12 protein-coding genes are annotated in these 12,205 nt (G+C 69.6%); 5 read left to right on the forward strand and 7 right to left on the reverse strand.

Annotated elements, in window-relative coordinates:
* Positions 1 to 3: 3 nt before the first annotated feature.
* From ABZT02_RS32670 to ABZT02_RS32685, 4 genes are all read left to right on the forward strand, one after another.
* Positions 4 to 960, forward strand: a complete 957-nt coding sequence (locus ABZT02_RS32670; RefSeq protein WP_356023931.1) for a sugar ABC transporter permease — start codon at positions 4 to 6, stop codon at positions 958 to 960.
* Positions 957 to 1,817 carry a carbohydrate ABC transporter permease gene (locus tag ABZT02_RS32675; protein WP_356023934.1) on the forward strand — a complete coding sequence of 287 codons (861 nt, stop codon included), beginning with the start codon at positions 957 to 959 and terminating at the stop codon, positions 1,815 to 1,817. Before ABZT02_RS32670 ends, ABZT02_RS32675 begins: the two co-directional genes overlap by 4 nt.
* Before the next feature lie 26 nt (positions 1,818 to 1,843).
* Positions 1,844 to 3,424 carry an alpha-amylase family glycosyl hydrolase gene (locus tag ABZT02_RS32680; RefSeq protein ID WP_356023936.1) on the forward strand — a complete coding sequence of 527 codons (1,581 nt, stop codon included), beginning with the start codon at positions 1,844 to 1,846 and terminating at the stop codon, positions 3,422 to 3,424.
* Between the two features lie 89 nt (positions 3,425 to 3,513).
* A complete protein-coding gene (locus ABZT02_RS32685) occupies positions 3,514 to 5,655 on the forward strand; it encodes a discoidin domain-containing protein (RefSeq protein WP_356023938.1) in 2,142 nt (713 codons plus the stop codon).
* Here the strand turns inward: ABZT02_RS32685 and ABZT02_RS32690 are convergent.
* Genes ABZT02_RS32690 through ABZT02_RS32705 form a run of 4 tightly spaced genes read right to left on the reverse strand, consistent with a single transcriptional unit; the run spans position 5,624 to position 8,983 of the window.
* A complete protein-coding gene (locus tag ABZT02_RS32690; RefSeq protein ID WP_356023941.1) occupies positions 5,624 to 6,439 on the reverse strand; it encodes an ABC transporter ATP-binding protein in 816 nt (271 codons plus the stop codon). The genes ABZT02_RS32685 and ABZT02_RS32690 overlap by 32 nt on opposite strands.
* Before the next feature lie 26 nt (positions 6,440 to 6,465).
* The gene (locus ABZT02_RS32695; protein ID WP_356023943.1) at positions 6,466 to 7,245 is read right to left on the reverse strand and encodes an ABC transporter permease; all 780 of its coding nucleotides are present in this window, start codon (positions 7,243 to 7,245) and stop codon (positions 6,466 to 6,468) included.
* Positions 7,242 to 8,015 carry an ABC transporter permease gene (locus ABZT02_RS32700; RefSeq protein WP_356023945.1) on the reverse strand — a complete coding sequence of 258 codons (774 nt, stop codon included), beginning with the start codon at positions 8,013 to 8,015 and terminating at the stop codon, positions 7,242 to 7,244. The genes ABZT02_RS32695 and ABZT02_RS32700 overlap by 4 nt, the downstream gene beginning before the upstream one ends.
* Entirely contained in the window at positions 8,012 to 8,983 is a 972-nt protein-coding gene (locus tag ABZT02_RS32705) for an ABC transporter substrate-binding protein (RefSeq protein WP_356023947.1), read from the reverse strand. Before ABZT02_RS32705 ends, ABZT02_RS32700 begins: the two co-directional genes overlap by 4 nt.
* A 161-nt stretch (positions 8,984 to 9,144) precedes the next feature.
* On the opposite strand from ABZT02_RS32705, the gene ABZT02_RS32710 reads away from it, so the two are divergent.
* Positions 9,145 to 9,999, forward strand: coding sequence for an IclR family transcriptional regulator C-terminal domain-containing protein (locus ABZT02_RS32710; protein WP_356023950.1), 855 nt, complete (start codon positions 9,145 to 9,147; stop codon positions 9,997 to 9,999).
* Here ABZT02_RS32710 and ABZT02_RS32715 read toward each other — a convergent pair.
* From ABZT02_RS32715 to ABZT02_RS32725, 3 genes are read right to left on the reverse strand one after another with little or no spacing between them, the layout of a single operon-like run.
* Positions 9,914 to 10,852 carry a PDR/VanB family oxidoreductase gene (locus ABZT02_RS32715; RefSeq protein ID WP_356023953.1) on the reverse strand — a complete coding sequence of 313 codons (939 nt, stop codon included), beginning with the start codon at positions 10,850 to 10,852 and terminating at the stop codon, positions 9,914 to 9,916. The genes ABZT02_RS32710 and ABZT02_RS32715 overlap by 86 nt on opposite strands.
* Positions 10,849 to 11,037: a hypothetical protein gene (locus ABZT02_RS32720; RefSeq protein ID WP_356023955.1), complete on the reverse strand. Its 189-nt coding sequence runs from the start codon at positions 11,035 to 11,037 to the stop codon at positions 10,849 to 10,851. The genes ABZT02_RS32715 and ABZT02_RS32720 overlap by 4 nt, the downstream gene beginning before the upstream one ends.
* Positions 11,034 to 12,107, reverse strand: coding sequence for an aromatic ring-hydroxylating dioxygenase subunit alpha (locus ABZT02_RS32725; protein WP_356023958.1), 1,074 nt, complete (start codon positions 12,105 to 12,107; stop codon positions 11,034 to 11,036). The genes ABZT02_RS32720 and ABZT02_RS32725 overlap by 4 nt, the downstream gene beginning before the upstream one ends.
* Positions 12,108 to 12,205: the final 98 nt, after the last annotated feature.

Consider the following 12,205-nt stretch of genomic DNA (forward strand, 5'->3'; position numbering starts at 1 on the left):
TGCATGAAGACGGTGGAAAGCCCACCCCACGAGGTCATCGCCGTACCCCCGATCCAGGCGCCGCCTGCCGCAGGGGACCGGAGGCGGCGCCGCTTCGCCGACCAGGCCCGCGCCTACGGCTTCCTCCTCGGCGGACTCGTCTGCTTCGCTCTCTTCTCCTGGTACCCGGCGATCCGCGCCGTCGTGATCGCCTTCCAGAAGTACACGCCGGGCTCCGAGCCCGAATGGGTCGGCACCGCCAACTTCACCCGCGTGTGGCACGACCCGGAGTTCACGGCGGCCTGGCGCAACACCCTCACCTTCACCCTGCTTGCCCTGCTCATCGGCTTCGCGGTCCCCTTCGTCATGGCGTTGGTGCTCAACGAGTTGCGACACGCGAAGGCGTTCTTCCGGGTGGTGGTCTACCTGCCCGTCATGATCCCGCCGGTGGTCAGCGCCCTGCTCTGGAAGTGGTTCTACGACCCGGGAGCCGGCCTCGCCAACGAGGTGCTGCGCTTCCTGCACCTGCCCACCTCGAACTGGTCCAACGGCGCCGACACCGCACTCGTCTCCCTGGTGATCGTGGCCACTTGGGCCAACATGGGCGGCACGGTCCTGATCTACCTGGCCGCCCTCCAGTCCATCCCCGGCGAGCTGTACGAGGCCGCCGAACTGGACGGCGCGAACCTCCTCCAGCGCGTGCGACATGTGACGATCCCTCAGACGAGGTTCGTCATCCTCATGCTGATGCTCCTTCAGATCATCGCGACCATGCAGGTGTTCACCGAGCCCTTCGTGATCACCGGCGGTGGCCCGGAGAACGCCACGGTCACCGTGCTCTACCTGATCTATAAGTACGCGTTCCTCTACAACGACTTCGGGGGCGCGTGTGCGCTGAGCGTCATGCTCCTGGTGCTGCTGGGCGCCTTCTCCGCCGTGTATCTGCGGCTGACCCGGTCCGGAGACGGGGATCTCGCATGAGCACCCGGACTCTCATCTCACCGGCGACGCTCGCCCGCTCGCGCGGCAGGGCCCTGTACTGGACCGTCTTCACCACGGTCGTCGTGCTCTTCGCGCTCGCCTTCCTCTTCCCCGTCTACTGGATGGTGACCGGCGCGGCGAAGTCGCCGGACGAGGTGACGCGCACCCCGCCCACCCTCGTCCCCGAGCACTGGCACCTCGACGGCTACACCGACGCCTGGGACCTCATGCAGCTCCCGCAGCACCTGTGGAACACGGTGGTCCAGGCCGCCGGTGCCTGGGCGTTCCAGCTCGTCCTGTGCACGGCCGCCGCCTACGCCCTGTCCCGGCTGAAGCCCGTCTTCGGCAAGGTGGTCCTCGGCGGCATCCTCGCCACGCTGATGGTCCCGGCCCAGGCCCTGGTCGTACCGAAGTACCTGACCGTGGCCGACCTCGGCCTCCTCAACGACCCCCTCGCCATCTGGCTGCCGGCCGCCGCCAACGCCTTCAACCTCTACCTGCTCAAGCGGTTCTTCGACCAGCTTCCGCGCGATGTGCTGGAGGCCGCCGAGATCGACGGGGCCGGAAAGCTGCGCACCCTGTGGTCGATCGTGCTGCCCATGTCGCGGCCGGTCCTCGGAGTGGTGTCGATCTTCGCCCTGGTCGCCGTCTGGCAGGACTTCCTCTGGCCGCTGATGGTCTTCTCCGACACCGACAAGCAGCCCATCAGCGTGGCCCTCGTCCAGCTGTCGCAGAACATCCAACTGACCGTGCTCATCGCCGCGATGGTGATCGCCAGCATCCCGATGGTTGCCCTGTTCCTCGTCTTCCAGCGGCACATCGTCGCCGGGATCAGCGCGGGCAGCACGAAGGGCTGACCCCCATCCGCAGAAAGGCAGGCCCCGTGGCACAGCAGGACTGGTGGCGCTCCGCCGTCATCTACCAGGTCTACGTCCGCAGCTTCGCCGACGGTGACGGGGACGGCACCGGCGACCTCGCCGGAGTCCGCGCCAGGCTGCCGTATCTCGCCGAACTCGGCGTCAACGCCCTGTGGTTCAACCCCTGGTACCTCTCGCCGATGAAGGACGGCGGCTACGACGTCGCCGACTACCGCGCCATCGACCCGGCCTTCGGCACCCTCGCCGAGGCGGAGAAGCTGATCGCGGAGGCACGGGAACTGGGCATCCGCACGATCGTCGACATCGTGCCCAACCACGTCTCCGACCAGCACCCCTGGTTCCGGGCCGCACTGAGAGCGGGCCCCGGCAGCGCGGAACGCGAGCTCTTCCACTTCCGGCGCGGACGGGGCGAGCACGGCGAACTCCCGCCCAACGACTGGCCGTCGCAGTTCGTCGGCTCCGCCGAGCCCGTGTGGACGCGGCTGCCCGACGGCGACTGGTATCTGCACCTGTTCACCCCGGAACAGCCCGACCTCAACTGGGCCCACCCGGCCGTCCGGCAGGAGCACGAGGACATCCTGCGCTTCTGGTTCGAGCGGGGAGTGGCGGGCGTCCGCATCGACTCCGCCGCCCTGCTCGCCAAGGACCCCGCGCTGCCCGACCTCGCCACCGGGCCCGACCCGCACCCCTTCGTCGACCGCGACGAACTCCACGACATCTACCGCTCCTGGCGGGCGATCGCCGACGAGTACGACGGAGTCTTCGTCGGCGAGGTCTGGCTCCCGGACACCGAGCGCTTCGCCCGCTATCTGCGCCCCGACGAACTGCACACCGCCTTCAACTTCTCCTTCCTGTCCTGCCCCTGGGACGCCGCGCGGCTACGCACCTCGATCGACACGACCCTCGCCGAGCACGCCCCGGTCGGTGCCCCCGCCACCTGGGTGCTGTGCAACCACGACATCACCCGCACGGTCACCCGCTACGGCCGTGCGGACACCGGCTTCGACTTCGCGGCCAAGGCCTTCGGCACCCCGACCGACCTCGCCCTCGGCACCCGGCGCGCCCGGGCGGCGGCGCTGCTCTCGCTTGCCCTGCCCGGAGCCGTCTACGTCTACCAGGGCGAGGAACTCGGCCTGCCCGAGGCGGACATCCCGCGCGACCGCATCGAGGACCCGATGCACTTCCGCTCCGGCGGCACGGACCCCGGACGGGACGGCTGCCGGGTGCCGTTGCCTTGGACGGCCGGGGCACCTCATGCGGGGTTCGGCGGCGAGCCCTGGCTGCCGCAGCCCGCAGACTGGGCGTCGTACGCGGTCGACCGGCAGGCCGAGGACCCCGGGTCGATGCTCAGCCTCTACCGCGAGGCGATCCGGATCCGGCCGGAATTCGGCGACGGCCCGCTCACCTGGCTGCCCGCGCCCGAAGGCGTCCTGGCCTTCGCCCGTGCGGGAGGCGTCCTGTGCGTGGTGAATCTCGCCGACGCCTGCGCGCACCTGCCGGAGCACACCGAACTACTGCTCGCCAGCGGACCCTTGGACCCCGAGGGCCGGCTGCCGAAGGACACAGCGGTCTGGCTACAAGGCTGAGACCGAGCAGATCACCCGGATCGTCCAGATCGCTGATACCGCAGACCCCCACCCGAAGGGATCAGCACATGCGCAGCTCTGTCAGGAGCATGTCAGCAGCCATCACCGTGGCCCTCACCACCGGCCTCCTCACCGCCACCGCACCCACCGCCCACGCGGCCGCCGGCGCCACCCTCCCCTTCACCTCGGTCGAGGCCGAGTCCGCCACCACGACCGGCACGAGGATCGGCCCGGATCACACGCAGGGCACGCTCGCCTCGGAGGCGTCAGGGAGGCAGGCCGTACGGCTGACCTCCGGGCAGCGCGTCGAGTTCACCGTGCCGCGCGCGGCCAACGCCGTGAACGTCGCCTACAGCGTCCCGGACGGCCAGTCGGGCACGCTGAACGTCTACGTCAACGGCACCAGGCTCGCCAAGACGCTCCCCGTGACCTCCAAGTACTCCTACATCGACACCGGTTGGATCCCCGGCGCCCGGACCCACCATTTCTTCGACAACGCCCGCCTCCTGCTCGGCCAGAACGTCCAGGCGGGCGACAAGGTGGCCTTCGAGTCGACCGGAACCCAGGTCGCCCTCGACGTCGCCGACTTCGAGCAGGTCGCGGCGGCCGACGGTCAGCCCGCCGGTTCCGTGTCCGTCACCTCAAAGGGCGCCGACCCGACCGGCGGCGACGACTCCACCCAGGCCTTCCGGGACGCGATCTCGGCCGCCCAAGGGGGAGTGGTCTGGATCCCACCGGGTGACTACCGGCTGACGTCCGCCCTCAGCGGCGTCCAGAACGTCACCCTCCAGGGCGCCGGAAGCTGGCACTCGATCGTGCACTCCTCCCGGTTCATCGACCAGTCCGGCTCCTCGGGGGGCGTCCACATCAAGGACTTCGCGGTGGTCGGCGAGGTCACCGAGCGCGTCGACTCCAGTCCGGACAACTTCGTCAACGGCTCTCTGGGGTCCGGGAGTTCGGTGTCCGGTATGTGGCTCCAGCACGTCAAGGTCGGCCTCTGGCTGACGGGCAACAACGACAACCTCGTCGTGGAGAACAACCGCTTCCTCGACATGACGGCTGACGGCCTCAACCTCAACGGCAACGCCCGTGGAGTGCGGGTCCGGAACAACTTCCTGCGCAACCAGGGCGACGACGCGCTCGCCATGTGGTCGCTCTACGCCCCCGACACGAACAGCAGCTTCGAGAACAACACCATCACCCAGCCGAACCTCGCCAACGGCATCGCGATCTACGGCGGCACCGACATCGCGGTGAGGAACAACCTGGTCTCCGACACCAACGCCCTCGGCAGCGGCATCGCGATCTCCAACCAGAAGTTCCTCGACCCCTTCTTCCCACTGGCCGGCACCATCACGGTCGACGGCAACACCCTGGTCCGCACCGGCGCGATGAATCCCAACTGGAACCATCCGATGGGTGCGTTGCGGGTCGACTCGTACGACAGCGCCATCAACGCCACCGTGAACATCACCCACACGACCATCACCGACAGCCCCTACAGCGCCTTCGAGTTCGTGTCCGGCGGCGGACAGGGCTACCCCGTCCGCAACGTCACCGTGGACGGCGCCACCGTTCGCAACACCGGTACGGTCGTCGTGCAGGCGGAGGCCCAGGGCGCCGCGACCTTCCGGAACACCACGGCGACGGGTGTCGGCGCGGCCGGCGTCTACAACTGCCCCTACCCGGCGAGTTCCGGCACCTTCACCCTCACCGACGGCGGCGGCAACTCCGGCTGGACCAGCACCTGGTCGAACTGCTCCACCTGGCCGCAGCCCGGGCAGGGCAACCCCGACCCCGACCCGAACCGCAACCTCGCCAAGGGCCGCCCGGCCACCGCGACCGGCTCCCAGGACGTCTACACGCCCGGCAGGGCGGTCGACGGCGACGCGAACAGCTACTGGGAGTCCGCCAACAACTCCTTCCCTCAGTCCTGGACGGTGGACCTGGGATCGGCCGAGCCCGTGCGCAGGCTGGTCCTGAAGCTGCCTCCCCAGAGCGCCTGGCAGGCCCGCACCCAGACCGTCACCGTGCTGGGCAGCACCGACGGCAGCACCTACAGCACCGTCGTCGGCGCCCAGGGCTACCGCTTCGACCCGGCGACCGGCAACACGGCCACCGTCTCCCTGCCCGACGGCACCGGACTGCGGTACCTGCGCCTGTCGGTGAGCGGCAACACCGGCTGGCCCGCAGGGCAGTTCAGTGAAGTGGAGGCGTATTCGACTCCGTGACCGGAGCGTCCCGCACGACCCCGCGTTTCGCCGCCTGGATCTGCTCATAGACATGGGTGCGCAGTTCGGCGAAGCGCGGGGCCACCCGTGTGTGCAACTGGTCCCGCTCCTCCGGCAGATCGACCTTCAGCTGCTCCTGCACGACCGTGGGGGAGGCGGACAGCACGATCACGCGCTCTCCCAGGTACACGGCCTCGTCGATGTCATGGGTGACGAACAGGATGGTGATGCCGCGCTCGCGCCACAGCCGTCGTACGAGATCCTCCAGATCGGCCCGGGTCTGTGCGTCCACGGCCGCGAACGGCTCGTCCATCAGCAGGACCTCGGGCTCGTACGCGAGGGCACGGGCGATCGCGACCCGCTGCTGCATACCGCCGGACAGCTGCCAGGGATAGGCCCCGGCGGCCTCCGAGAGGTCCACGGACTCCAGTGCGTCGGCGACCAGTTCGCGGCGTCGTGACGTGGTCAGGTTCTTCTGCTTCAGGGGGAGCTCGATGTTGTCGGCGACGCGCATCCAGGGGAAGAGACTGCGGCCGTACTCCTGGAACACGAAAGCCATCCCGGGCGGGGGACCGCTGACCTTCCGCCCCGCCAGGTGGACTTCGCCGTCCGTCGGCGTGAGCAGGCCGCCGATGCACTTCAGCAGGGTCGTCTTGCCGCAGCCCGACGGGCCGACGAGACAGACGAGTTCGCCCGCCTCGACGGTGAACGTGAGATCACGGACCGCCTCCACACGGCGTCCCGATCCCTCGTAGACCTTCTTCAGGCCACGTACGTCGAGCATGGACCGCCCTTTCGCGTTCGGGTGATTCACGGGGACCGCCGGGTCGAGGCGCGCAGGCCGTGGTACCAGGCGAGGGCCCGCCGCTCGACCAGCTGGAAGACGACGGAGAGCAGGAACCCGAGCAGACCGAGGACGAGGATCCCGGTCCACATGTCGGGGACGGCGAAACTGCGCTGGAACTGGACGATGGTGAAGCCGATGCCGTTGCTGGCCGCGAACATCTCGCTGATGACCATCAGGATGATGCCGATGGACAGCGCCTGGCGCAGACCCGCGAAGATCTGCGGGCTCGACGAGCGCAGCACCAGGTGGCGCAGGCGCGACGGGCCGGTGATGCCGTAGGAGCGGGCCGTCTCCAGCATCACCGGGTCGACCGCGCGCACACCCTCGGCGGTGTTGAGCAGGATCGGCCAGACGCAGCCGCTCGCGATCACGGTGACCTTCATGGTGTCGCCGATGCCCGCGAACAGCATGATGACCGGGATCAGGACCGGCGGGGGGACCGCCCGCAGGAACTCCAGGACCGGTTCGCACACCGCCCGCACCCGCCGGTAGGAGCCGATGACCGTGCCGATGGCGACCCCGGCGACGGCAGCCAGCGCGTAACCCGCCGTCAGGCGCCAGATGCTGGGCAGGACGTCGTCGCGCAGCCGCTCGGCCGTCCACACGTCCGGGAAGGTCCGGAGGATCGTGCGCAGCGGCGGCCAGAAGACGTTGGTGCTGCCGTCCGACGCCAGCCACCAGACCACGACCAGCAGCGCGGGCAGCGCGAGCACGAACAGCAGCCGCAGAACGAGCCGCTTCACACCGCCACCTCCCCGCGCACCGACTGGTGCCAGGCCAGCGCCCGTCGCTCCACGGTACGCGCGCCGACGTTGATGAGCAGCCCCAGAAGGCCGGTCACCACGATCAGCGCGTAGATCTCCGGCACCGCCTGCGAGTTCTGCGCGACCGCGATCCTGGCGCCCAACCCCGGTGCGCCGATGACGAGTTCACCGGTGATGGCGAGGATCAGCGCCACTGCCGCGGCCAGTCGCACGCCGGTCATCACATACGGCAGCGCGGTCGGCCACAGCACGTGCCGGATGCGCGCCCAGGTGCCGAGGCCGTACGACCGTGCCGTCTCGTCGGCGACGGGGTCGACGTCCTGGACGCCGTAGAGCGTCTGGATGAGGACCTGCCAGAAGCTGGCGTACACGACGAGCAACAGCACCGAGCGCAGTTCGCTGCCGTACAACAGCACCGCCAGCGGGATGAGGGCGACCGAGGGGATCGGGCGCAGGAACTCGATCGTCGAGGCCGTCGCCTCGCGCAGATACGGCACGACCGAGACGATCACGCCGATGACGATCCCCGCCGAGGCGGCGATGGCCAGGCCCAGGGCCCAGCCGGTGAGGGTGTCGCCGAGCGCCGTCCAGAAGGTGCCGTCGGAGAGCTCGTCCGCGAGGGCGCGCGCGATCCGGCTGGTCGGCGGGAAGTACTCCTCCTTGACCAGACCGAGCCGCGGCACGGCCTCGCCCAGGGCGAGGAAGGCCGCGAGCCCGGCGGCGCCCAGCGCCGCGTTCTGGAACCTCACGGAAGCAGCGCGTCGACGTCGGGGGTCTTCTTGAAGAACCCGTCCTCCTCGCCCAGTTTGGCGAGCGCCTCGATGGACTCCTTGTTCGGCTCGGCCGGCCACTTCGGCAGGGTCACCCGCGCCAGCACCGATGCCGGGATCTTGGTGTACGTCGTGATGATCCCGCGCGCCTCGTCCGGGTGGGCGTCGGCGTAGGCGAGGGACTCGGCGGTGGCCTCCTGGAACTTCTTCACCACGTCGGCGTTCTGCTGCTGGTACCGCGTCGAGGTGAAGTACATGGCGACCGTGGTGTTCGCGGCCACGTCCACCATCGGGGAGGCGATCACCTGGCCGCCCTGGCCCTTGATGGTGGCGAGCGCGGGCTCGACCGCGCAGGCCGCGTCGACCTGGCCGCCGTCCAGAGCGGCCGGCATCTGGTCGAAGGCCAGCTCCACGAACTTCACCTTGTCCGGATCCCCGCCGTCCCTCCGGACCGACTCGCGCACCGCGGACTCGTTGATGTTCTTCAGGGTGTTGATGGCGACCTTCTTGCCCTCCAGGTCCTTCGCGGACTTGACCGGGCTGCCCTTCTTCACCGCGATGGCCGCAAAGTCCTTGCCCTCCACGCCGGTTGAGGCGATGCCGTTGGACACCGCCTTGACCGGCACGCCGGACGACTGGGCGATCAGCAGGGAGGTGACGTTGGAGAAACCGAACTGGAACTGCCCGCTGGCGACTCCGGGCACGATCGCCGCACCGCCGGAGGCGGTCGATATGTCGAGCTTGAGGCCGTGCTTGCTGTAGAAGCCCTTCTTCTGGCCCAGATAGATCGGCGCGACGTCGACGATCGGTATGAGGCCGAGCTTGACGGTGGTGGTGCCGCCGGACGACGATCCCGAGTCCGCGGCCCCCGAGTCGCCGGACGAACCACAGGCCGAGGCGGTGACCAGTAATGCTCCGGCCGCGAGGGCGACGAGCAGACGACGCATGGCTCCTCCTGTGCAGACTTCGTTGTTCCGACAGGCTGTGCTTTCGACAGGCTGTGCGCAGACCGCACAGTGGTGCTCAGCGCGAAAGGTATGGGGCTAGCGGGGGCTGGGTCAATGCCTTTGGCTGACAATATTGTTGACAGTTGCTCACGGAGGCGACGATGACCGACGCAGACCGCGCCCCCCACTTCGTCCGCTCCCTGGAGCGCGGCCTCGCCGTCATCCGCGCCTTCGACGCCGACCACCCGGAACTGACCCTCAGCGAAGTGGCCCGCGGCTGCGGACTGACCCGCGCCGCGGCCCGCCGCTTCCTGCTGACCCTGGCCGACCTCGGTTACGTCCGCGCCGACGGCCGCGCCTACCGGCTGACCCCGCGCGTCCTCGAACTCGGTTACTCCTATCTGTCGAGCTTCTCCCTGGCCCAGCTCGCCCAACCACATCTGGAGCAACTCGTCGAGAACACCAGGGAGTCGTCGTCCCTGTGCGTGCTCGACGGCGACGACATCGTCTACGTCGCCCGGGTGCCCGCCCGCCGCATCATGACCGCGGCGATCACGGTCGGCACCCGCTTCCCCGCCCATGTCACGTCGGTCGGACGGGTGATCCTCGCGCATCTGCCGCAGGAGGACATCGAAGTCCGCCTCGCCCGCGCCGAGTTGACCCCGCTCACCGCCCGCACGATCGTCTCGGTCGACCTGCTGCGTGCGGAACTCGACCGGGTGCGGCGGCAGGGGTACGCCGTCGTCGACCAGGAACTGGAGGAGGGCTTGCGCTCGATCGCCGCCCCGGTGCGGGACCGGGGCGGCGAGGTGGTGGCGTCGGTCAACATCCCGGTGCAGGCGGGGCGTACGACGCTCGCCGCGGTACGGCGCGATCTGCTGCCGGCGCTGCTGGAGACCGTGGCCGGCATCGAGGCCGACCTGCGGATGGCTACAGGTCCAGCACCAGCTTCTTCCCCCGGCACCGGGACACACAGATCATCATCGTCTCCCCGGCCTCCCGCTCCTCGTCCGTGAGCACCGAGTCCCGGTGGTCAGGGGTGCCGTCGAGGACGTCGGTCTCGCAGGTGCCGCAGGTGCCCTCGGTGCAGGAGAAGAGCACCTCGACACCGGAGGCGCGGACGGCGTCGAGCACGGAGACGTCCGGAGGGACGGTGACCGTCGTGCCGGTCTGCGCCAGCTCGACCTCGAACTCCGTGTTCTCGCCGACCGGTTGCTCCTTCGGCGTGAACCGCTCCACGTGCAGCAGCCCGGCCGGGCAGCGTGCCTCCACCGCGTCGAGCAGCGGGCCGGGTCCACAGCAGTAGACCAGGGTGCCCTCGGGAACGCCGTCCAGCACCGAGGCGAGGTCCAGGAGACCGGTCTCGTCCTGCGGGGCGACGGTGACGCGATCGCCGTAACGGCTCAACTCCTCGGTGAACGCCATGGATTCGCGGGTGCGCCCGCCGTACAGCAGCGTCCACTCCGCGCCCTCGGCCTCCGCCGCCGCGAGCATCGGGAGGATCGGGGTGATGCCGATGCCGCCCGCGATGAAGCGGTAGCGGGGCGCGGGCCGCAGGGCGAAGTGGTTGCGCGGACCGCGCACCCGGACCTTGCCGCCCTGCTCCAACTGCTCGTGCACATGGGCGGATCCACCGCGACCGGCCGGCTCACGCAGTACGGCGATCCGCCAGGCAGTGCGGTCGGCGGGGTCGCCGCACAGGGAGTACTGGCGCTCCAGGCCGGGGCCGAGCAGCACGTCGATGTGGGCGCCGGGCTCCCACTGCGGGAGCTGTTCGCCCAGCGGGTGGCGCAGGGTGAGGGCGAGCACGCCGTCGGCCGCCGAGTCCCTGCGGTCGACGACGAGTTCGGCTTCGTACGCGTCACTCATGAACTGTTTCCTTGCGGCTCGTCTTGTTGTGGGGAGTGCCCGTTCGGGTGCGCGAGCATCCACTCCCACATCTCGATCGGGTCCTGCGAGGTGTGCTCGCGGCCGCAGTGACAGGTGCCGTGCAGGACGTCGGTGCCCGGCAGCCAGTCGATGCGGTAGATCTCCCCCGTGGCTCCGGCACTCACAGGACCTTCTCCACGGGCTTGTCGCCCTCCTCGACCAGGCGGGCGAGGATACGGCGGGCGGCGAGACCGCCGGTGTCGATGTTGATGCTCAGCTCCTGGTAACCGGAGCGCTCGGTGCCGAGCGTCCGCTGGAGCAGGTTGAGCGCGTCGACGTCCTGCATGACGACGGTGTGGTTGTTGCCCCGCAGGAACTCGGTGACCTCCGCGTCCTCGGTCGCCCAGTCGCGCGAGACCATCCAGAAGTCGTACACGTGACCGTCGCTCGACGGCGTGATGGCGTACGTGATCTCGGTGTGGAAGCCGTTCGGGTCGCTGCCGTCGGCCTCGGGCAGCACACCGACCGGGGCGATACGGCTGTGCAGCAGATACAGGCAGGGGGCGTGGTACTCGATGTCCTGCCAGCGCGTGATCCGCCCCTCGATGCCGGTGGACTTGGCGTAGAACGGCGGGCATTCGGCGTCGTCCATGTGCCGGCTCACCCGTACGATGCCGGCGCCCTCGTCGACCTCCGTGGTGATCGGCGTCTCGGCGACCTCGGGGGTGCCGATGTAGCCGCCGTGCAGATAGGTCTCGTGGGAGAGGTCGAGGAGGTTGTCGACCAGCAGGCCGTAGTCCGCGTCGATCGGCTCCATGCCGCGGACGGTGACCCAGCCGGGGGAGTCGAGGTGCCTGGCCCGCGGGATGGTGTCGGCGTCGGCGAGCGCCGGGTCGCCGATCCACACCCAGATCAGGGAGTCCAGCTCGGCGACGGGGTAGGAGGCGACACGCGCGGTGCGCGGTACGCGCTTCTGGCCCGGCACGTACACACAGGTGCCCGTCGTGTCGTACGTGAACCCGTGGTAGCCGCACACGAGCCGGTCGCCGTCGAGCCGGCTCGGCTTCTCGTGCAGCGGGAACCGGCGGTGCACGCACCGGTCGGCGAGCGCGACGGGCGTCCCGTCCTCCTCGGTGCGGTAGAAGACGAGCGGCTCACCGAGGATCGTCCGGCCGAGCAACTCCTCGCGCCCCACCTCATGGCTGTAGGCGGCGACGTACCACTGGTTCCTGGCGAAGGCGGTCGTGTGAGGCATGGGGTTCCCGTCCCTGTCGGCGGGGCTTCGTCGCCCCGCGTGCCGTGGTTGGGAACAGGTTCCTGACGCCGGCGGTGGCTCCGCAAGGCGGCTTCTGC

The sequence above is a fragment of the Streptomyces sp. NPDC005402 genome (assembly GCF_040606575.1).
Lineage (GTDB): Bacteria > Actinomycetota > Actinomycetes > Streptomycetales > Streptomycetaceae > Streptomyces.